Raw genomic sequence first — 22,440 nt, 5'->3', positions numbered from 1 at the left:
CTGTCTTTTATTTTATTGAAATATTTTTATAATTCCATCCTATATGTAGAAAGTAGTTATACAAGTTTGAATTTTTAAGGTGAATGATTTTTATGAATTTTTCCGCAAAACCTAATCTATGATTAGTGAGCTTTATATTCTTATTTTCCTAATTGAATACTTTTATACAATTAGATGGAAGTTAACAATACTAAATCAAAACATAATAGGTTGTTATTGATGAGTTTATCGCAAAGTTGTTATTTTATGTGTCATCAAATAACATTTATAAACAATTAGAAATAAAGAAAAGGAGATTGTTATGAGAAAAAATAGAGTATTAGTTACAACATAAATAGCGTAAATGATTTTCGGTGTAAAAACATAATAAATAAAATAATAATCCTTACATGCACTAAGGAAAAATGAGGGAGATAATATGGGGAATAATTCAAAATATAAAACTAGAAAAATACTTGCAGCTACTGCTACAGTAACTATGCTTACGACTGGAATGGTTTCTTCATCAGATGTCTTTGCAGAGGAAACAAAGCAGCAAAAAAAAATATCGACATCACTGCAAGGAGAAAAGTCAATTAAATCAGAAAACAGAATATATACAGTCCCAGGAAAAGGGGATGTTGAGGTACTGAAACAACAGGAAAGAAAAAGTATGGCATTTAGTCCATATGAACCCACTGGTTTATATGCAAAGCCAAATGAACAAATAACGATTAATGTAGAAGGAAATCAAAATATTCAAGCATACATTGGAACGTATTCGTATGATGCTTCTTGGAGAGAAGATTCTAAAATAAAATCATTTACATTAAAACCTGGTATAAACACAATCCAATCTCCAAATGGGGGGATGATTTATTTTTATAATAAACAACAAGGTGGTACCATTCGAACAACAGTCACAACAGGTGGAACGACTACTCCTTTTTTTGAACTAGGAAAGCATACGAAACAAGATTTAATAAACATGCTGGACCAATATCCCAATGCACATGCAGTGGAGTTAAAAGGAGAACGTGTATTAATTACGGCCAGCCCTGCACGTGTTAAGAAATATTTGTTAGGTTCTAATACAGATCCTGTACAACTCTTAAAAAAGATGGATGAAGCTACTCGAATTCAAGACAAAGTAGCTGGTTTATCCGAGGAACAAGTAGATAAACATTATATTCATTACGTAGAAGAAAATCATTCTCCCGATTATTATATGTATGCAACTTCTTATCGAACCGCATATGTAGGAGATGCAATCCAATACGTGTTAGATATTAATAAATTTATAAAAGATGGCTGGGGTCCTTGGCATGAGGCAGGGCATTTGAGACAGCAATCACCTTGGAAGTTTTATAATATGACAGAAGTACAAAATAATATTTACAGCCTTTCTGTAGAAAAAGCATTTACATCTAATCAATCTTTTAGATTGCAACAGGAGGGCGCTTATACTAAGGCATTTCAATACTTAGAACAACCTAATAAAAATTATGACGAAGTTAGTGATGTTTTTGTTAAGCTTGTTATGCTTTGGCAACTACAGTTAGCATATGGAGAGGATTTCTATCCTAAATTGCATCAATTGTATAGAGACATGTCTTCAAGTGAACTTCCACAAACTGATGAAAATAAAAAACAATTATTTATGATTTCGGCATCAAAAGTAGCCAAACAAAATTTGATACCTTTCTTTGAGAAGTGGGGATTGCGTCCAAATAACGATACCATTCAAAAAGTGGCTGCATTAGGATATCCAATTTTAACAGCAGAGATTTGGAAGGGTACGGATTCTAATCCAATTAAACCAGATGTGCCTAATGAAAATAATATTTTAGAAGGAAGCCAATTTGCATGGTCACTAAAAGGGATTAGTGATTTCGAATTTGCTAAAATCAATTTCAATAAGTCGACAGAAGAAATGAAAATTGACTTAAAAGCAGGCATACCACATCATTATTTTAATGAAACATATGCGAGTATTAAAGTGCAAAATGCATCAGGAAAAGTAGTATACAAGAAAGACATTTATGGAAACAAGCAACAAAATGCTGAATCGCAAAAAGTTCCAGTCAAAGTAGGCGATTATATTGAGTTAACACATCTAGAAGGTGTGCATAGAGCTACTTTCACAAATGTAGACAAAAGTAAACAAGAAAGCTTTGGAAAAAAAGCAATGTATGAAGTCACAAAAGAAGGCTTGAAGAAAGTAGAAAAAATGCCAGAAGCAACAATTTTTGATGGAAATCAATTTGCATGGTCACTAAAAGGAATTAGTGATTTCGAGTTTGCTAAAATCAATTTCAATAAGTCGACAGAAGAAATGCAAGTTGACTTAAAAACAGGCGTACCACATCATTATTTTAATGAAACATATGCAAGTATTAAAGTACAAAATGCATCAGGGAAAGTAGTATACAAGAAAGACATTTATGGAAACAAACAACAAAATGCTGAATTGCAAAAAGTTCCAGTTAAAGTAGGCGATTATATTGAGTTAACACATTTAGAAGGTGTGCATAGAGCTACTTTCACAAATGTAGACAACAGTAAACAAGAGAGCTTTGGAAAAAAAGCAATGTACGAAGTTACAAAAGAAGGTCTGAAGAAAGTAGAAAAGATGCCAGAAGCAACGGTTTTAGACGGAAATCAATTTGGTTGGTCTTTAAAGGGATATAGTGATAGAGAAATCGCAAAAGTAGATTATAATAGGGTAACAGAGAAAATGCAGGTGAATTTAGAAGCAGGCGTACCACATTCTTATTTTAATAATACGTATGCAAGTATCAAAGTACAGAATTCATCCGGTAGTGTTGTGTACAATAAGGAAATAGTGGGAAATAGACAGCAAACTGCTGAAAGACAAACTGTGCCAGTCAAAGTGGGAGATTATATCGAGTTTACCCATATAGAAGGGGAAGCAGTAAAGGAAAAGACACGGGCTACACTTATTAACCTTGAGAATAATAAACAAGAATATATAGGTAAAAAAAGAACCTATCAAGTTACTTCTACGGGATTAAACAAAATAGATTAACATGAAGAACATTCAAATTATTAGTAAGATGCTAAATAGTCGTTCATTATGAACGGCTATTTGGCTTTTATTTATATAAAAGTGAAATATAATCCAATGTTTAATGATTTATTAGAAGTAAAAAGGTAGGTATTATATAAAAGAAAATGAATAATTTATGCAGAGCTTGTATATGGTATTATTATTTAACTATTCTAAAATCAATTGATAAAAACGCTGGAATGTTTTTTAGAAAACAACTGAATCCATAGGTGGAATTTGGAAGATTAATTCTATTTTGGAGTTTATTTTTATAAGGAAATTCACATACGTGGATTAGTATTAAGATTCAAAATGTAAAATATCTAAAGACCTAAGTACAAGCACACATTTTAAATAAAAAAAGTGAGAAGAATGAATAACATTCTTCTCACTTTTAGCAATTAGGGTCGGCATATACATAAATATGCGTTTGAGTGGAATTTTGGATGAAAAATCCACATGCATAGTATACCAAAATATTTAAGGCCCTTCGTATGCAATATTGCATACGAAGAGTAGGTGGATATAATAGTTAACTTACTTCTATTAAAAGTAAAATGTGTTTATATTAAAAAAGTTAAAATCCAATTGAAGCTGGTTAAGATCTTAATTCTTCATAGCTACCTAATTAATCAATTCTAGCTACTGAGTAGGAAAGAGTTAATTAATTTGAAAATGATTTGAGTAGGTAAATTCTCCGTTATACTTAATTACTGCAATATATGTCCCTTTAGTATATACATTTGTAATTGGTGTTCTCCAAATTTCTAACCCTTTAGGCGTAGTAATAAATTCTGGTTCAATTGTAATAAAGCGTTGTAAAGTACCGTCAGGGTGAACCTTGAAAATCTTCATTTTGGCACCAAAATGCGCTCTACCAAAACGTTGAGTTAAGTAGAAATTATCTCCTGTTATGAGGTGTTCAATATTCCAGTCGGGTTGGTATGTACTATTTTCAGCTCCCTATAAATCAAAGGCTACGGGAAATATGGTAATAGCAATTCTCACATTATTGAGGGACTGGAAAAACAACAAAGACGTTCTCAAATGCATGTATAGATATTTATAACAAAGATTCAAAAAAGAATAGGTAATATAGCTATTGGAATAAGATTGTTTTTGTCTATCTCCTGAAAAGGAGGATGGACAAACCATACCAAAGAAACTTGCATTTCATTATCTATAGAAGTGTAATGTCATTAAAGTGAGATAGGATACAGGCTAATATTGAGAAATGTAAAGTTTGTAGAGTTTGAAACAAATTAAAGAAGTAACATAAGGGATTTACGCATATAGTAATGTCGACGGATAAAGTTAACGGAATATTCATTTTAATAAGATAAAATAATAGTATTTTTATCTTATAATATTGTTACTACGATGAAATAAGGCTAATAATTAGTTAACTTAAAAATTAAATTCAGATAGGAAGAGGATAATGAAGACCAGAGATAATTATAAAATTATTGTGATTGGCGCTGGGACTGCAGGACTATCTTCTACTGCACATTTGTTACGAAATGTATCCCTATTGAAAGAAAGTATAGCTATTATCGATTCATCTAAAAAACATTACTTCCAACCACTATGGAGTTTAGTTGGGGGAGGAATTGTTTCAAAGGAATGTACGATGCGTGATCAAGAATCACTTATTCCAAAAGGAGCAACGTGGATTCCTAAAAGTGTTGTTAAGTTGTTTCCAAATCAAAATAAGATACTTTTAGATGATGGAATGCTACTTGAATATGAGATTCTTATTGTAGCAGCCGGTATACAAATAAATTGGGGTGGTATTAAAGGCTTAAAGGAGTCTATTGGGACTAATGGGGTTTGTAGCAATTATTCTTATAAATATGTTGATTCTACTTGGAGAGAAATTGAAAAATTCAAAGGAGGAAATGCGATTTTTACCCACCCCAATACTCCTATTAAATGTGGTGGCGCCCCACAAAAAATTATGTATTTAGCAGAAGAGTATTTTTGTAATGGCGGTTTGAAAAACAGAAGTGAAGTAATGTTTTATTCTGCGAACGCTAACATATTTCAGGTACCGCGTTATGCTGAAACATTAGAACAAGTACTAGAAAGAAAGCAAATTATAACGAACTATAATAAAAACTTAGTAGAAATTATCGCTGAAAAGAGAGAAGCAATTTTTGAAGATACGCAAACACTGAAGCGAGAAACAGTACCATATAGTATGATACATGTTGTTCCACCAATGGGGCCACCTAACTTTATTAAAGAAAGTGAGATAAGTGATCATCAGGGGTGGGTAGATATAAGTCCTTATACTTTGCAGCATGTAAAATATAAGAATATTTTTGGACTTGGAGATTGTACCAATTTACCTACATCTAAAACTGGAGCGGCAATTCGAAAACAAATACCTGTCTTAAAACAAAATATTTTGGACGTACTTAATGGAAGAGACTTGCAGGCTAATTATGATGGGTATACATCCTGTCCGATTGTTACAGGATATAAAAGTCTTATACTCGCTGAATTTAACTATGAACATGAGCCTCAAGAAACGTTTCCGTTTAATCAAGCGAAAGAACGGTATAGTATGTTTTTACTTAAAAGGTATATGTTGCCCTATATGTATTGGAATTTGATGTTGAAAGGGATTCTATAAGGAAAGATAGAGAGTTGTTGTAACAACCGAGAAGTAATTTGAAATAAGCATTTGGAGGGAATAGCTATGCTTTTAAAATATTTTTATGATGAAAAATTAGCTCATGCTTCCTATTTAGTTGGTTGTCAGAAGGAAGGCGTAGCAATTGTTATTGATCCCAGCCGCTATATAGAACAATATATAGAATTTGCTAAGAAAGAGGGAATGGAAGTAATTGCTGCGGCTGAGACTCATATTCATGCAGATTTTCTATCTGGGTCTAGAGAACTTTCCCTTCTTTTTAATGCAAATTTATATGTATCAGATGAAGGAGATAGTGATTGGAAATATCAAAATCTTAACGAGGGCCGATACAATTTGGTTAGAGAGGGAACAGAGTTTAAGGTTGGTCATATAAAATTCAATGTCATTCATACCCCAGGGCATACGCCTGAAAGTATTTCCTTTTTAGTAACCGATACAAGTCAAAATAATTATATGAATGATAAACCGATAGGAATATTCACAGGTGATTTTATATTTGTAGGAGATATAGGTAGACCCGATTTATTAGAAATTGCTGTTGGTATTAAAGATACCGCAAAAATAGGAGCGAAACAATTATTTGATTCTATACAAAAAATAAAAATACTCCCCGATTATTTGCAAATATGGCCATCACATGGTGCAGGAAGTGCATGTGGAAAAGCATTAGGAGCAATTCCAACTTCCACATTAGGTTATGAAAAGATGTTTAATTGGGCGTTTCAATGTAATGATGAAGATAATTTTATATCGAATTTATTGACGGGACAGCCAGAGCCTCCAAAGTATTTTCCATTAATGAAGCATTTAAATAAGTATGGTCCACCAACTCGTAAGAAGAGAGAGATTACTGCTATTTATATAATAGAAGAACTTCAAGAAGTGATGAGGGGTGTTCAGCAAATAGTTGATATAAGGGATGTAGAGTGTTTTGCTGCTGGCCACATCGAGAAGTCAATTAACATACCTTATAACAATTCTTTCACAACTTGGTGTGGGGAGATATTAGATTATAAAAAAGAAACTTTAATAATTTTAGATGCGGAAAATGTTAAAGTGGAGGAAGTTATTAGAGACTTTGAGTCCATTGGCTTAGATAATATTATTGCTTTTGCACCTTCAAAGGTAATTCAAAGATTCCATAGTTTAGAGATTTATAAGGAAAAAACATCAAATGAATTATATCCGTTAATAAAAGATGGAAGTGTAAAGGTTATCGATGTGCGTAGTAAAAAAGAGTGGGATGAAGGACATCTTCATGATGCAATACATATCACTTTAGGTAATCTACTTGAACGGCTAGATGATGTACCGAAAAATTGTCCAATAGTTTTACAATGTCGAACGGGGTTACGTTCCGCTATAGCAGCTAGCATTTTACAAAAAGCTGATATAAAGAAAGTAGTTAATTTAAAGGGGGGATTTCTTACGTGGAAAAAAGAAGGGCTCCCCTATACAACATGTAATCAAGAAATTTGAAATATATCAAAAGAGTCAAATGGAAAGAAAATAGAATCATTTGAAATAATCTAAGGGGATAAATAATAAAATTCAATTGCTATCAGTATGGGATATATAAACTAAAAATGATTTATTAAAGCCGCATTAAACGATAAAATTAAGCACAAATATGCTGATGTGTATCTATTCTATCAAAGTACATAAAACTAAAACTAAGACTAAGATATTCGAACGAACTCAAAAAGCCGAAACCCCTTAACTTAGGAATTTCGGCTTTGATAATGGTATCTGGCATGTTTACTGCAATAGAGTTATAAGTTCTTAAATTCCTTAAATTAGAAACTTGTACTTGATTACCGTAGTTAAATTGTTGCCCTTTTAAAAGAACTGGTTAGAGAAAAAAGAAAAATCTATTGGTTAGCATTTAACCGAAAGATTTTTCTTTGAATTAGCGTCTTTTACATCATAATTATTGAGGAAGGGAAATTCGACTGAGAAATGCTGTCAAATAAAAGAATAGGCTAATCTAATTTCTAATGGTCCCAGTATCTTTTATTTTGACGTGTGTTTTTACAGTTATTTTAGCCTCTGCTAACGCTTGCAACCAATCTCCTTTTAGTTTTTTCCACTCGTTATATTGAAAAGCTCTAGCATATAAGGATAATCCGATAGGATCAATTTTATTCTTTTGTAATTCATACAACATATTTTGTAATTTCTTATTAATTTCTTTTTGAACCTCATTTTCTAAATTATGTATGTTTTTTTTATTATCATAATGCTCCTTAATTAAATGTGCGTTAGTTTTTTCTATTACAGCTACATTAGCGTTTATATCGAAATTAAATACAAACTTTCCTTTTTGAAAATTAACATCTATTTTCCTAGTCGCATTCTGTATTAATATAGAAGTGTTTGGTTTTTGGCTGGATTTTTTAGGTGGAAGCGCAAGGTGTAGTATCATCCGGCCTTTATTTTTGGGCTTATTTAAAAGATTGAAGAACTTAACATTTTTTTTAGGGATACGGCTTAAATATTTACCTTGTCGATCTAAAAGTGCAATTCCTACCGTGTCGATTTCATTCTTTGTTTTTTTTATAACTGGAGCAGCTTGTGTCATTCCTTCTTCATTTTTTTCTCTCATTAATTGTTGAATCGTGGAAGAAACGGATTGATTATTTTGAATGGAGGATTCGATTACACTACTTATGTAAGATGGTAGTGATGGTTTATCGGGCTTATTAATTGTGAAAATTTCTTCTACAGGTCCATCAACAAGTACTACTTTAGCATTAATGGTAGCGTAAGGATCACGGTAAGAAGAATCAAGCTCCTGCATCCAATTTGCTTCTTGGGCCAATTTTTTCCCAATTAAAATGATTTCAGCTTTTGAGGCTGTCATATAGCCCGTTAACTTCGTATCTATTTTACTGAATCCATTATATACAGTGGATGCCCGCGCCCATTGCTCTATAGTACTTCTTTGCTGTTTATGATGAAAGAGTGGTATGCTTGTGCCCACTTTTATGTCTCCATTAGAAGTTCTATCTAAGGCGATTAACAGGATTAATGAAACCTGTTCAAGAGGGATTTTTTGACTACAACCGATTAAACATACACAACAAGTTACAATCCATATCCATTTTCGAATCAAAGTTGTTTCCTCCTAGTTAACCAAGTGAAAAGAATGCTGTATGCGAAAAAAAAGATTGGTAATAGAATAAAAAAAATGATATTTAAGATATCCATAAGAGAATATATAAACAAATATTGATCCACGTCGGGATTTAGAAAAATAAATAAGCCGACTATTAAAAACATAAAACTAACGAGCACCCAATTGCGAGCATTTTTTTGAAGTGAAATGGTCACAGATTCAAAACTGAAAAATAAATACGGATATATTGTAGTAGAAAATACAATCAAATAGTAAGCGATATATATAATTTCTAATCGTTCTATGAATGAAAAACGAACCCCTTTTAACAAATGAAATACTGGCCAAATTACGTCTTTTATCCCCTCCGGACTAAAGTATATATAAGAAAGAATAGTCACATATAGATAGAAAAACATGGTTCCAGTATTCGCTATTAGTATTCCTTTTATGGCTTTTTGTTTTTTTTGTAAGAACGGATAAATAAAATATGCAATTTCTAAGCCAGCATAAGGGGTAATTGTTTCTTTTGTTGCCTTTACAATAGGGGATATGCCATCTTTAAAAATAGGTAGTAGGTGTAAAGGATTGTAGTTACTCTTTAATGAAAAAAGAAGAAATAGTGGCATCCAAGCAGTGAAGAAGAAAACAAGCATAGAATAACTAGTAAGAGCCCTTATCCCACTCAATGATAAAATAATAAAAGGCAATAGTAATAATATGGCGATTTGATAAGCAGGAGTGGAAGGGAATATCCACACTTTTATAATGTCAGTTGCCTTTAATAAAGTATTAAAACCAGCAAAAAATAGATAAAAGGCATATAAAAGAAGAAAAATTGTTCCTAGCCATTTACCAAAGTATGTTTTTAAAATCTGTGAGAAATTTTTGCTAGGACTTTTTTGTAACATTAATACAATAAATACGCCAATTATAGAAGTAACCATCCATCCCAGAATGATAGAAATCCAGCCATCTGTGCCAGCGGTAGTAGCAAGTGGGCTTGGCATAATTAACATACCTGATGCAAGTTGCAGTGAATGGATGAAAACAATAAATTCAAATAAAGTTATGTTTTGAAATTTAAGATTCCCCATGCGAACCACCTTCTTTTTTCTTTTTTTGTTCCGGCTGTCCTGTACTCGAGCGGGTGGTGATCATGGAAATAGGAAATCTTACAAAAGAATCTTTTAACTCTTGGAGACGAAATGGTGCAATTGGCAATCCATATGGTGAACCATAGGAAGTTAATGAAACAAAATGAGCAAATAAGAGCATTAATCCACTAACAATACCTACAATCCCATAAAAATAGGCTAATAACATCATTGGAAAACGAATAAGCCGAATACAACTTGATAAATCATAATTAGAAACAATAAATGATGCAATGGCGGTAATAGATACGATAATAACCATAACGTTACTCACAAGACCAGCTTGAACAGCCGCCTGCCCAATTACAATCCCTCCAACAATTCCAATTGTTTGTCCAATTGGTTGTGGTAAGCGAATACCAGCTTCACGTAGCATTTCTAGTGTGATTTCCATTATAAAAGCTTCCAATAAAGGAGAGAAAGGGACTTTAACTCTTGACGTTGCAATAGAAGTGTATAGATCTAAAGGAATGATTTCAAAGTGAAAAGAGACTATAGCAATATAAATTGCGGGTAAAAAAATAGCTATAATAAATCCTGCAAATCGTAATAAGCGAAAAAATGATGCAATGAGCCAATGTATATTATAATCATCTGGAGTCTGAAAAAATCCAATTAAATTCATTGGGACAATCATCGCACCAGGAGATCTATCAATTAACACTGCTACTTTTCCATCAAGTATATGATTAGAAATGGCATCTGGGCGTTCACTTAAATAAGCCTGTGGAAAAGGAGTCCAATTTTGATCCTTTGTAAAATTAGATAGTTCTCCAATGCTCAATACCGCATCCGTTTTAATTTTACAGATTCTAGTTTCTATTTCTTGGACCACATCTTCGTTTGCTACATCCCCTAAGTAAATTAAATAGACTAAAGAAGTGGCGCGTTCTCCAATTGTCATTTTTTTAATTTTCAATTCAGTAGAAGGGATATATCGACGAATTAAGCCTATGTTTTTTGTGGCATTCTCAATAAACCCATCATGTGAGCCTTTAATAGTAACTTCTGAAATGGGTTCTTGAATCGCTCTTTCTGCCCAGCCTTTTGTATTTATTAGAAGGGACCTCTTTTCTCCTTCCATAAACAGTACACATTGTCCCTCAAGTAATCCTTCTTTAATTTCATTCCACGTATATACTATTTTGGTATGAGTAGCAATAATATTAGAATTAAATATTTGACTGTCTTCATTCACTTCTTGTAATAATGGTGTAACAACATTTCCTTTTAATGCAACACCATCTGTAAGGCCTTCAAAATAATATAGTAAAATATTCGTGTTTGTTTTTAATTGCAAGGGATGTTCAATCAAATCTGCACTAATATCAAAGATGTTATCTAATGTATTTTTAAGTTCTTTTAAGTTACTGGTTTGGATTTTTTCAATGGCTTTATCTGTCTTTGTTTCTAGGGTCTTTTCATTTAAGGACAAAATTGACACCTCTTTAATATATAACGATTAGTTGTAGTTATTATTTTTATATGTTTGAATTTTATTCACTAATTTAAACGGATGGAGATCAAGAATAACTAAAATTGAAGTACTATATTATAAATTCAATAATTGAGAGTAAAAAAGTAGATGTAATTTGTGTAGAAATCTAAGTATCAAGATAGAAGTGAAATTTGAATGATTATAATAAAAAAGAACCATTGATAGGTTCTTTTTAATAGTTGGTAAATATGTTGTCAACAATAGATGGCGATAAAGATAGTAATTTAGATGTCTTTATGTTACTCAGCTGAATTTTGTAGGAAGAATTATTTTTTCATACCTCAATGCTCAATAAAAAAGGACATTTCATTTATTTGGGTGTTTTAGTGTATTTGAATTTTGCACGCTAACAAATTTTGTTTAGGGACAAAATGTGAAGTTTTATTCTGAAATAACAGAAAGTTAATGCGGCAAAATTCCTATTGGTAATTTGGATAGGTATCAAATATTTCTTTGGCCTTATTTTCTTGATATGACCGTACGTTTATATGTTTCTAAGGGAAAGAAATATTTTCATTTTTATTACCATCTATTGTTTGATTAAGATGGTAACACGAAAATGAAACGTTTACAACCAGAAAATAAAGAAAAAATATTAAAATGCGACTTTTTTCGACAAATATTCCTATAAAACGTTTTGTAGGAATTAGAAATAACTAAATTAGTAATAATAGCTTAATTAAAGTGAAATTCAATGAATAAGAGTCCAAAGGCATGAATTTAAATGATAAAGTTATAATTTTTTTTTTTGAACTGTAAGTGTTTTACAAGTATAGTTAAACTTTAATCCAACTAGCATTTCTTCCTTTTGTCACTAGCTTAATATGGCCAAACAATTGCAAGGAATTTAAAGCCTTACTGATTGTACTCTCTGCTATGTCTGGATATGTGTTACGAATACACTCCTTAGTAAAGGGTTGTTTTTGTTTAAGGATAAAATCCTGAATTCTCTCCACTTTAGTATGCTTACATATAGAATCTAGAACTGTATTATGAAGATCTTTGTATGCCTCTAATATAATAGTTAAAAACGTTTTTAACCAAAAGCTACTATTATGTTCCTCGCAGTACCAATTTACCGAAGATTTATAAATCGAATTGTAATATTCAGATTCATTTTTTTTAATGTATTTATCCAGACATACATATTTTACAAATGTATTTCCACTCTTAATTAATAGCAATTGCATTAACATAAGTGCCAATCTGCCGTTACCCTGATTAAAAGGGACTATGCAATAAAAATTAAATATAAAACGAGCTATTAATAAAAGTGAATGATGGCCCTTACTAGAATTTAATGAGTTATATTGATCACATAATTGTTCCATTACTTGTGGAATAAGCTCATGTGGAAGAATGCGGTAACTATTTAAGTGCATTCCGTTTTCAGGAATACCTGGAATAGTAAACGGTTTTTCGCGCCATTTGGCACTGTCAGAGGTAATGTAATGTATTAATTGAAAATGTAATTCCTGTATAGTCTCTGGATTGATTAATAAATCACAGGAATTCTTATGTACAAAAGTAAGTGTTTGATAAAAACAAAAGATAGCATCTTCCGAAATATTTTGAGGTACTATATCATCTAAAATAAGTTCTTTTAATCTTTTATTAGGGACTTTTATATCTTCATAGGTAGTAGTAAAGTTTTTTATGTAATGAAGTGGTATGGTTTTTTCTAAGCTAGTAAATATATCAGGATTTTGTTCCTGATAAGCAGCTAATTTTCCTTTTAATTCACTAATTTCACTAATTATATTTAATAGTCTCCTTTTTAATTCAATATTTTTATACCTGTCATCGAAAAAATTTCTCATTTTTATTCCCCCTGTAACCCCTTAACATGCTGTTACATAAATCTTTCCATTCTAAAGATAGTTTACAACATTATTTTGAAATAACAATATATTTATTTTGATTTTGAACTTATTTTAGAATCAAAATTGTTATTTAAATTTGATTAACGAGTTAGAACTTATAATTAATCATGTTTGAATAAAGAATGAATATACACAGATAGAAAATATAGTTTGACTTAAATTCCTTTTTATGAATTTACGAGGTGAAAATATAATTTTAGAATTATTATTAGTGTAGTTTGCTGTATTATTGCTGGGAATTTACTAGAAAGTAACTAATTTTCACAAATAAAATAAAGAAATCTTAAAGAGGAATCAATAGGATCTAATTTGAATAGGCATAATCCTAACATTAAATGTGCAAATGTACAATAATTAAATGAAAAAAATATGAAAATATCGACTTTTTTCGACAAAATAAATTAAATAGAAAAACAATCTAATGTAAGAAAATTGTTGCTTTAGATGGTCTCTGCATTTCATAAATTAATATTGAAGGAATTATCAAATGATTTTTACGAGTAATAAAAGAGTAGATATATATTAAATTGTGACAATTATAAAGTTAGTATTCTCCATTTTCATTATTTAATTTAACAAATTTAATAATAGTAAGGTGACTTTTCTATATTTAATATAAGTATTTGAGGGGGTATGTTGATAAAAAGTGTCATTTTCTATATATCCATGTAGCATTTAGTACTTGTATTGCGAAATATTTTGACATAAGTTAATTTAAATATTAGGTACAGAAACATTTTAAGGAAAAGAGTCAGTATAAAAGTACCCTGAAAAACGTTTCACCCTAAAAACGTTTTTCCTCAAGAGATTTTTTCTCAGGAGCACTAAAGTTTTTTAATTTGTTTCTGTGCCTTATTAGATAAAAATAATATAATAAGTTGTTTAGAAAAGGTGAAAATTTCCCCCATTATAAAATGAACCTCATATCACTTAACGTCCGTATAGTCTAGTTAAAGTAGGAATTTAAAGAAAAGGAAAGGGCTAGCTCTAGTTATAATTAGTGCAATAAATAGGGGGCTACTCAAATTTTTTTGTTAGATTTGGTAGGAGTAATAATTACGTTTGTTGGACTAGGTGTATAAAAGTGCATACCCTTTTTGATTCAACCGATGAGGCGCTAATCAAGGATTTAATCATCTAGAATTTAGAAAGGTTAAATGTGGAACTGAATTTTCTGCTAAATTAGTAGAGACTAAAACAATCCCCTTAAATTGAATTATTCACTACTTAACGTCCTGATAGATTGTTTGAAGTGTTAGTAGGCAAATCTAAAAATAAAAAAGGATATTCTACTCTTCTTTTATGTATATAAAACAAAGTGTAAGGTAAGTTCCAGATCCAAAGTGTTTTATTTAATATTCATTCAATCTCATGCGTACTACTTTTATTTTCTTAAGAGCATGTATTTGCGTGGATGCTCTTAAGAGAATAAAATGCCTAAAAAAATAAGTATAAGCATACATTTTAAAAATTGATATATCGTATATTATAAAAAACTCCTTGTTCTTCAAATAACGAACAATACAATGTGAATGAAACTCTCAGAAGAATTTACATATAGAATTCACCTTAACTCAAAAAAACACATTTTATGCAAAATTATATTTGCTGCTATAGAAGGGTGGGGGTTAACATGACCAAAACTTGGTGTAGGTTCGTATTCCTTGTAAAATAAGTGATTCTTTACTGTTTTCTCTAGTTGTATCTATTAATGATTCATCAGGTTTCCTTCCAGTGGAAGGGACATAAGTTGTTACTACCCTTGGAAATATATTAATAAACACCCATTCAAATTTTTCGATATTTCTATTTCCAAATTCTAATGTTTCAATTGGCTTAATTGTATTTTCTCTATCAAAAAATTTTATTATGTAAAACCTTTTTGAGAGGTCACTACTATGTTCAATAGTCCAAATTAAATTTTCCATTTTCTTGATTTGCAACAAGTCCATTTCCGAAAATCCTTTCATACATAAATATAGCGAATGTTCCTATTCTATACTATATATTTTGAAATTTAAATAGTTATCTTATACGATGGGATAAAAAGAAGTTAATACTCTAAAATTTATCTTAGAAAAGGACACACCTACGCATACATATGCTATAGGTGTGTCCTTTTTTAGTTGTTTATAAGTTTCCTACAGAGTTATTGAAGTAAAGTTTCAACAGTGTCTCCGTAGTGAAGTGAGATTCATTATATAAGATTCATTTAAACCGTATATTAAGTTCATATGAATCACGTATTGGAATTTTACAATATGTGTGTAAGGCGTTTCTAGAATTATATTATTTTGAAAATATAAACTTCAATATACCAAAAAGTAAGAATATTAAACCGTAATAATTTTAGAATGTACTTCTAATTAAAAGACGTGCGGAAATGCACGGATAATAAAGGAGAATTTCTTATGAAAATGTATAAAAGTGAAATGAAAAAGAGTGTAATAACTGAAGAGGATGTAGATATGTTAAAAATAATGGCACATCCAATTCGATTGCAAATTATAAACGAGTTAATTCAGTATAAAAAATGTAATGTTACACAATTGACGAAGCTTTTAAAAATTCCACAATCCACTGTTTCCCAACATTTATCGAAAATGAGGGGTAAGGTGCTAAAGGCTGAAAAAAAGGGTTTAGAGATGTACTATTATATTACTAATTTAAAGGCGAGTCAGATTGTTGGAATTTTAGGTTTGTAAATAAACAAAACTTCACATATTTCATTATAAGTAAAACGCAGAATAATCCCCCACAAATATGTGGGGGATTTCTTTTATGAAAATAATATCAGTTTTTTTGAGTAGTGACACGATGGTCACCATGTTCTAATGTGCTAATAAAAGAAAAATTTTGAAAGTGCTAAAACGCTTCATATTTTTCAATATAATTTATGTCGCAAAAATCTTTTAATTTCATCAAAAGCTAAGTGACGATGACCGGCCTGACAATGTTGTTCACCACCAGTTTTCTTAGTGAAAACTACAGAAGTGATGGAGGCTGCATTACATAGCTCCGATTCGATTTGCGGTAATCGGCTAATTGGAACGTACTGATCGTCTTCACCAGCCAGGAGCAATACTTCTTGATTTATGAACTGACCGATTCCTGCCATCGTATGTTTTTCAAAGTTTTTAAGTAAGTTAAATGGCGTTTTTTCACCTGTATTTTCCATACCTTTTTTAACTTTCCAGTTCAGGTCGATGCTGGTGGCCATCATGTGTTTAAACATGGTATTAATTTTGTCAGCTTCATTAGTAGCCAGAAGCGTGGTCAATTTATTCCAGATATTATCCGGCATGCGCATCTTGAGTGCATCAAGGCCACTATAAAAAATATTAAAGGCGATGACTTTGTCGATTCGTTTTTCAAAAGCGGCGGCACGCATTGCCAAGTAGCCGCCCCAAGAAGCTCCGAGAATACTAACACGGTCAAGTTTGAAATAGTCAATGACTGTGGAAACGGGCTTCTCCCAGTTGTGGATGAATTTTAAGCCGTTTTTCAGTGCTGTTCCTTGTCCAGGTCCATCAAAAACTATAATATTATAATTGATTCCTATGAGGTAGTTCATCATTTTCATCATTTCCTCCATGTAGGAATCGTAGCCTCCAAAGAAAAGTAGTGTATTACATGCGCCTGGTGTCATGAATTTGATTGCAGGAAGATAGGAATCTTCATAAGGAATTTGATAGGTTTCATACTCAAAGTCATGAAAGCCCTTATAAAAAGTTTCACGGTATTTTTGGTAGACTTTTTCTTTTTTTGGATCGGAGGATTCCATATAAAACTCGGCAGCCTGATAATAAACCGAAGCTAGATCGAAGTCTTTCTGATGCTCCCGCATTGCTGCATATTCTATCCAAGTGTTATACCAGCTGTCCGTGTCTGTAAGTCTTGGGATGATGGCTTGCAAATCCTGATTTGCCCGCTCATCGTCTTGATAGAAATCGTTGAAAAAACGGTTAATTTGCAAATTGAACTGTTCGTTGTTTACATACTGTTTAAACATAAAATCCCTCCTTATATTTGACTACAAGGTAAGGATAAGAGAAGTATATTAAAGAAACAACAAGCAGGAGAGGGTAAGAAGTACGAAATCGAACCATAAGGATATAAATGGTTTGATAAGCAACTTTGGGAAGGAGATTGATTATTAATGGGAGAGGATGTTCGCGTTTATAAAACGAAGAAAAATATTTCTAATACACTTATTACCCTCTTGAACGAAAAAGAGTTTGGGCGAATTACAACTAAAGATATTTGCATAAATGCTATGGTGAGTAAGTCCACATTTTACAGCCATTTTGCAGATAAATATGATCTTTTGGAAAAATTAGTGCAAAATTATGTCTGCTGGTTCAAGGAAGAAATTGAATTTCGTTTCGCATTAATAGAGAATGGAAATGTGGCTCAAGCTATTAATATGATAACCGATAAGATCTCAGCGCGAAAAAAAGAGATTGCAACTTTACTCCATGTACGTGTTCCCTCAGCGGATTTACGTTTAGAATTAGAATCCATTTTATATAATGCCTGCTATTCCTATTTGAAAGAGCAGCAGGTTGAAGTAAGTGTGCCGATTGACTTTGTAGCTCAGTTGTATACAGCAAACGCAATGGTGTCAATCAATTGGTCGCTGAGCAACGATAAAAATCCAGATGTGGTTGAACTAATTGATAATATGCAGGGATATGTTTTTGATCTGATTTTGTCAGGTGGCGAGAGAATGTAATAAATCATGAAACCTGCTTAATAATGTAGTTATCGTGTGGGGTGTGGTTGTAAAAAATTAAGTAATCGATATTTGGATTTTTTGTGAATCTTTATTGGTTTTTTATAAACTCTTTACTACATAATGTTACAAAATAGAATTAATTTGCTTAATTTAGCCCCATATCAGGTTAATAAATAAACTAAATGTGTTTATGTTATTGAACTATTAATATATTAGTAGGTGATTTGTTCGTTTATCCCTATATTGCTATTATATTAGCATAAACAATATATTGGGGGGACAAGTATGAATTTGAAGTTAACACCTAAGTTAGAAAGATTAAGAAAAAGTAAAAAAGGAATTGGTGCTTGTGTTTTAGCTGTAGGGTTGACGGCAATTACAATGATTCCTCAAAGTGCATATGCACATGGGTTTGTTGAAAAGCCGAGTAGTCGTGCTGCTTTATGTAGTCAGAATTATGGAGCATTAAATTTAAATTGTGGAAATGTAATGTACGAACCTCAAAGTCTAGAAGCACCTAAAGGATTCCCAGATGGTGGACCGATTGATGGGAAAATCGCTTCGGCAGGAGAACTGTTTGGGGGGATTCTTGACCAACAAACATCAAATCGCTGGTTCAAAAACACAATAAAGGGGGGAGCAAATACATTTACATGGAAATACACAGCGGCACATTCTACAAGTAAATGGCATTATTACATTACCAAAAAGGGATGGGATCCTAATAAACCATTAACACGTGCTGAATTAGAACCAATTGGAACTGTGAAACATGACGGTTCGGCAGCATCAAATAATTTAACACATACAATTAATGTACCAACTGATCGCAATGGTTATCATGTTATTTTAGCTGTATGGGATGTAGCAGATACGTCAAATGCGTTTTATAATGTAATTGATGTAAATCTAGTAAATAATGAAGCTCCCGATACAGTAGCTCCAAGTCAACCAACTGGATTAAATGCGTCTAAAGTTTCTGCCAATAGTGTTGAACTAACATGGAAGGCCTCAAATGATAATATAGGCGTAAAAGAATATCAAGTGTTACGTAATGGAGAAGTAATTGGTACGGTACTAAGTACAACTTTTACTGATAAAAAACTAAAAGCAAATACGGAATATACCTATACAATAAAGGCATTAGACGCTGCTGGAAACATATCAAAAGAAAGTGAAAAACTAAAGGTTAAGACAACGAATGAAACTCCAGATAAAGAGGCTCCGACTCAACCAAAAGGATTACATAGTATGGGTACAACAGCGACAACTGTTGATTTGATGTGGGGTGCGTCTGAAGATAATGTAGGTGTTGATCATTATGTTGTATATAGAGAAAGCACTGGGGTTATGAATAAAATTGGGACAGCGGATAATACATCCTTTATGGATAAAGATTTAAAAACTAATACATCGTATAAATATGTAGTGACGGCGGTTGATTTAGCTGGAAATGAGTCTAGTAGAAGTGATGTTTTAACTGTAGCAACAAAACTAGAGGACTCTACTTATGAAAAATGGGATGCAAGAAAAGCATACAATAAAGGTGATAAAGTAGTACATGAGGGAAAAGTGTATGAAGCGATTCAAAGTTATCAAGGGAACGGCGATCCAAATTGGATTTTTGCACTATCGCTTTGGAAGCCAGTTTTAAATAAATGATAAGTGGAAAAGGGTAGTTATCACTTATTCTATGTGCAATACCGGAACAGGGGTGCAATTTTTACTCTTCATCCCAATATATACGAAATGAAATTATTAAAGAACCCCAATGGTATTCCATCAAAAAGGAATTCCATTGGGATTCTTTATTTTTTAATTTGTAATAGCGTATATTTTCACTGTAAATTTGTTAGTGGCACCAAGTGGGCTTGCAATATAATATTTAGCATTCGTATAAGCTTCAGTCCTAGATCCATGTGAAATATTTTTCCAACGAGTAGAATCTGTACCTAGGGAAACGTCAATCATTACATTGAAAGAGATAGAAGAAGGATGATCTTTTTCTGAAGGCTCAATAATCCATTTTAATTCCTTAGTACCTACAGGTAAACTATCAATTTTAAAGTTTTGACTGGATCGATTTTGTTGTCCGGATAAAGGGCTAGATTCGGATGAAATTTGCGAAATTAATATTTCTTTTTCATTCGAATGTATACCATTTAATTTAATGATACTATCAATTAAACCTGGACCAGGAAAATCAGCTGCGATAATACCAGAATGTTTAATTCCACCTTGTTGCAAGAGTTCGGTCCCAAGTGTATTCATTCCACCATAAAATACTTGACCATTTATATCACGAGGGAAATCTTCCCACGCATTAGTTGTAGCTTTTTGAATCATCTTGGGGTTACTATCAGTATTTTTGCTCTCTTTACCACTTGCAACAAACCAAGGATAAACATTATTTAATAATGCAGCAGCACCACCTGTGCCACTAAAATGGTTAAGATAGATTTTATCATTGTTAAAATTATTATTTGCATTTTGAAGGTGGGTTTTCACCGCATTCCATTTTTCATACATTCCGTCTGGTCCGTTTTCAATTTCAAATGTATCTTGTATATTTAAGCTATCGTAATTAATACCATATTGCTGAGAGGCTGTAAAGTTTTGTAAGACTACAATTTTCCCTCGGATGTCTCCTAGAGTAGGATTATTTCTTTTTGAAGTTGGTACAGAACTCGGATCCCAAAAATAGGAAGAATTAAGGCCTTTGTATTTATTAAGTATTTCCTCGAATGATAGTGAGCCACTTTCAGGAGTAGTTTCTTCTTTTAAGCGCATTAAAATTGTTTCTGTAGGATGATCTTTTAAAAATTGAATTGCCTCTTTTAATACATCTTCAAACATTGCTTTTTGATTTACAATCCCATGGTACATTGCAAAAGAATCTTTTACACGTTTAACACGCATATCTACATATCGAATTCCGGAATTTAATTGTTGTGGTAGACTCATAGTTTGATTTCTTGTCAAATTTTCATCAAGAAAACTTGCTCCATGTAAAGCCATTGTACCGTGAGTCCCTGGAATAGATATTTCACTCAATTTTGTTGAATCTGCTACTTTCGACATCCATGCTGGGTTTTGATAGCCTATATTGGATTCATAGGAATAACCTGGATGACTATCAGCAAAAATAGTAGATGGTGTACTTAAACTTGCTAGTGTGAAACAAGTAAGGATACTAATTTTTAAAAAATTCCTCATTTTTATTTTGTTCATTTTATCTCTCCTGACTTTTAAACAATAGATATAATAAAACAAGATGATTTTTTACTACATCTATTGTTTTCATTCTTAAAGTAATGAATTTTTGTGTTTGAAAAAATCAAAATAGGGTAGGAAGTTATTTGAGATTTTAATAGTTTATTGTAATAAATTGCATCCAATAGTCAAACCGATTCTTAAAGAATTGAAGCATAGATAGGTAAAAAACAAACTTTCCGCTGTACTGTATACAAACAAAACAGAAGTCTTAAAAAAGACTTCTATTTTGTGACATATAATGAATGATAAGGTGGTTAACAAATCAAGATAATGTGACTGAGTGGTAAAAATCTATTTATAGCTGTTTCAGAATTTTTTATAACAAGGTTACTTATGAAAAATGGGACTCTGTTAGGCTAACGAAAATTAAGAAATTCTACTCATTAAAACTTAAACTAACTACAGTTGCGATAGATTGGGCTGCATGTTCCCAGCTTCCATCTATCACTTTTCCAATCTGTTGACCAAGTGCATTTAAATCATTTGGATTAACTGGAATCCCATTATACGCAGCAAGAATTGATAAAAGTGGAGCGGCAAAAGGTGTCCAACCACCTCTATCAATATTAAATACAGGCTTATCTATTACCTTTCCATCTTGCACTGTAAACTCATAATAAAATTGATCATCTGGACGAAAACTTAAATGATGAGAAATTTGTCCCTTAACATATGTTTTACCGCCACCTAAATTTACTACTTCAATTGGTTTTACATTAAATTCATGCTCAAATACTTTAATTTTTTTAACTTCTGGACCATTTAAGGCAGCTTTAACTGCTGTTTCCAAATTATTTTGTGCAAATGGTTGAATACTCATCTGTGTCTCTTCTTGTTGGATAGGAGCCTCTTTTTCAGCAGCAAACACCGATGTACTTGGTAGTGCACCTGTAGCCAATGTAGCTGCAAGTGCTGTCGTCATCATGATTTTTCTTTTCATCTTCATAGTTTTCTTCCTCCCTTAAAGTTATGATATATAATTTTTTAAAGACTGACATGGGGCAATATTTTATTTCATAATGCACGCAAAAAAATAGTTTAAGAATTATGTGAAATTAT

The 22,440-nt window shown here is 31.8% G+C and carries 15 protein-coding genes; 6 read left to right on the top strand and 9 right to left on the bottom strand.

The features are described from left to right. The first annotated feature begins 418 nt into the window (after nt 1-418). Nucleotides 419-3,028 carry a putative mucin/carbohydrate-binding domain-containing protein gene (locus MR155_RS20535; RefSeq protein ID WP_242310952.1) on the top strand — a complete coding sequence of 870 codons (2,610 nt, stop codon included), beginning with the start codon at nt 419-421 and terminating at the stop codon, nt 3,026-3,028. A 681-nt stretch (nt 3,029-3,709) separates the two neighbouring features. Here MR155_RS20535 and MR155_RS20530 read toward each other — a convergent pair. Continuing rightward, nucleotides 3,710-3,964: a DUF5065 family protein gene (locus MR155_RS20530; RefSeq protein WP_080019764.1), complete on the bottom strand. Its 255-nt coding sequence runs from the start codon at nt 3,962-3,964 to the stop codon at nt 3,710-3,712. 523 nt (nt 3,965-4,487) lie between these two features. Here MR155_RS20530 and MR155_RS20525 point away from each other — a divergent pair. Further along, on the top strand, nt 4,488-5,687 hold the full coding sequence (locus MR155_RS20525) for an NAD(P)/FAD-dependent oxidoreductase (protein WP_088293788.1): 1,200 nt from the start codon (nt 4,488-4,490) through the stop codon (nt 5,685-5,687). A gap of 66 nt (nt 5,688-5,753) precedes the next feature. Further along, nucleotides 5,754-7,190: an MBL fold metallo-hydrolase gene (locus MR155_RS20520; protein WP_215560422.1), complete on the top strand. Its 1,437-nt coding sequence runs from the start codon at nt 5,754-5,756 to the stop codon at nt 7,188-7,190. Between the two features lie 508 nt (nt 7,191-7,698). Here the strand turns inward: MR155_RS20520 and MR155_RS20515 are convergent. The 5 genes from MR155_RS20515 to MR155_RS20495 all read right to left on the bottom strand — a co-directional run bounded on the left by MR155_RS20515 (nt 7,699) and on the right by MR155_RS20495 (nt 15,319). Continuing rightward, entirely contained in the window at nt 7,699-8,826 is a 1,128-nt protein-coding gene (locus MR155_RS20515; RefSeq protein WP_242310951.1) for a Ger(x)C family spore germination protein, read from the bottom strand. Continuing rightward, nucleotides 8,823-9,926 (bottom strand): GerAB/ArcD/ProY family transporter, encoded by a 1,104-nt coding sequence (locus tag MR155_RS20510; RefSeq protein WP_002085467.1) that lies wholly within the window; start codon nt 9,924-9,926, stop codon nt 8,823-8,825. Before MR155_RS20510 ends, MR155_RS20515 begins: the two co-directional genes overlap by 4 nt. After that, a complete protein-coding gene (locus MR155_RS20505) occupies nt 9,913-11,421 on the bottom strand; it encodes a spore germination protein (protein WP_219302296.1) in 1,509 nt (502 codons plus the stop codon). The genes MR155_RS20510 and MR155_RS20505 overlap by 14 nt, the downstream gene beginning before the upstream one ends. A gap of 839 nt (nt 11,422-12,260) precedes the next feature. Beyond that, nucleotides 12,261-13,304 (bottom strand): Fic family protein, encoded by a 1,044-nt coding sequence (locus tag MR155_RS20500; RefSeq protein ID WP_016091364.1) that lies wholly within the window; start codon nt 13,302-13,304, stop codon nt 12,261-12,263. Nucleotides 13,305-14,995: 1,691 nt separating this feature from the next. Further along, a complete protein-coding gene (locus MR155_RS20495) occupies nt 14,996-15,319 on the bottom strand; it encodes a hypothetical protein (RefSeq protein ID WP_002085464.1) in 324 nt (107 codons plus the stop codon). Nucleotides 15,320-15,778: 459 nt separating this feature from the next. Here MR155_RS20495 and MR155_RS20490 point away from each other — a divergent pair, with 459 nt between their 5' ends. Continuing rightward, nucleotides 15,779-16,072 carry an ArsR/SmtB family transcription factor gene (locus MR155_RS20490; protein ID WP_219302298.1) on the top strand — a complete coding sequence of 98 codons (294 nt, stop codon included), beginning with the start codon at nt 15,779-15,781 and terminating at the stop codon, nt 16,070-16,072. A gap of 179 nt (nt 16,073-16,251) precedes the next feature. Here MR155_RS20490 and MR155_RS20485 read toward each other — a convergent pair whose 3' ends face one another. Next, nucleotides 16,252-17,379 (bottom strand): alpha/beta fold hydrolase, encoded by a 1,128-nt coding sequence (locus MR155_RS20485; RefSeq protein WP_219302299.1) that lies wholly within the window; start codon nt 17,377-17,379, stop codon nt 16,252-16,254. A 147-nt stretch (nt 17,380-17,526) separates the two neighbouring features. Between MR155_RS20485 and MR155_RS20480 the strand changes: the two genes are divergently transcribed. Both MR155_RS20480 and MR155_RS20475 read left to right on the top strand, forming a co-directional pair. Then, entirely contained in the window at nt 17,527-18,102 is a 576-nt protein-coding gene (locus MR155_RS20480; protein WP_219302300.1) for a TetR/AcrR family transcriptional regulator, read from the top strand. Nucleotides 18,103-18,390: 288 nt separating this feature from the next. Then, the gene (locus tag MR155_RS20475) at nt 18,391-19,767 is read left to right on the top strand and encodes a lytic polysaccharide monooxygenase (RefSeq protein ID WP_242310950.1); all 1,377 of its coding nucleotides are present in this window, start codon (nt 18,391-18,393) and stop codon (nt 19,765-19,767) included. Nucleotides 19,768-19,920: 153 nt separating this feature from the next. On the opposite strand, the gene MR155_RS20470 is transcribed toward MR155_RS20475, so the two are convergent. After that, nucleotides 19,921-21,336 carry a phosphatidylinositol-specific phospholipase C gene (locus MR155_RS20470; protein ID WP_242310949.1) on the bottom strand — a complete coding sequence of 472 codons (1,416 nt, stop codon included), beginning with the start codon at nt 21,334-21,336 and terminating at the stop codon, nt 19,921-19,923. Between the two features lie 421 nt (nt 21,337-21,757). Beyond that, nucleotides 21,758-22,327: a hypothetical protein gene (locus MR155_RS20465; RefSeq protein WP_002016999.1), complete on the bottom strand. Its 570-nt coding sequence runs from the start codon at nt 22,325-22,327 to the stop codon at nt 21,758-21,760. Between the last annotated feature and the right edge of the window lie 113 nt (nt 22,328-22,440).

Source organism: Bacillus cereus group sp. BfR-BA-01331 (assembly GCF_022663915.1).
In the GTDB taxonomy this organism is placed as follows: Bacteria; Bacillota; Bacilli; order Bacillales; family Bacillaceae_G; genus Bacillus_A; species Bacillus_A mycoides.
This window is presented reverse-complemented; position numbering and strand designations above follow the sequence as displayed.

Excerpts from the sequence above, each read along its gene's own strand:
- MR155_RS20535 (WP_242310952.1), top strand. The coding sequence starts at position 419 with ATGGGGAATAATTCAAAATATAAAACTAGAAAAATACTTGCAGCTACT.
- MR155_RS20525 (WP_088293788.1), top strand. The coding sequence starts at position 4,488 with ATGAAGACCAGAGATAATTATAAAATTATTGTGATTGGCGCTGGGACT.
- MR155_RS20520 (WP_215560422.1), top strand. The coding sequence starts at position 5,754 with ATGCTTTTAAAATATTTTTATGATGAAAAATTAGCTCATGCTTCCTAT.
- MR155_RS20510 (WP_002085467.1), bottom strand. The coding sequence starts at position 9,926 with ATGGGGAATCTTAAATTTCAAAACATAACTTTATTTGAATTTATTGTT.
- MR155_RS20500 (WP_016091364.1), bottom strand. The coding sequence starts at position 13,304 with ATGAGAAATTTTTTCGATGACAGGTATAAAAATATTGAATTAAAAAGG.
- MR155_RS20495 (WP_002085464.1), bottom strand. The coding sequence starts at position 15,319 with ATGGACTTGTTGCAAATCAAGAAAATGGAAAATTTAATTTGGACTATT.
- MR155_RS20490 (WP_219302298.1), top strand. The coding sequence starts at position 15,779 with ATGAAAATGTATAAAAGTGAAATGAAAAAGAGTGTAATAACTGAAGAG.
- MR155_RS20485 (WP_219302299.1), bottom strand. The coding sequence starts at position 17,379 with ATGTTTAAACAGTATGTAAACAACGAACAGTTCAATTTGCAAATTAAC.
- MR155_RS20480 (WP_219302300.1), top strand. The coding sequence starts at position 17,527 with ATGGGAGAGGATGTTCGCGTTTATAAAACGAAGAAAAATATTTCTAAT.
- MR155_RS20475 (WP_242310950.1), top strand. The coding sequence starts at position 18,391 with ATGAATTTGAAGTTAACACCTAAGTTAGAAAGATTAAGAAAAAGTAAA.
- MR155_RS20470 (WP_242310949.1), bottom strand. The coding sequence starts at position 21,336 with ATGAACAAAATAAAAATGAGGAATTTTTTAAAAATTAGTATCCTTACT.
- MR155_RS20465 (WP_002016999.1), bottom strand. The coding sequence starts at position 22,327 with ATGAAGATGAAAAGAAAAATCATGATGACGACAGCACTTGCAGCTACA.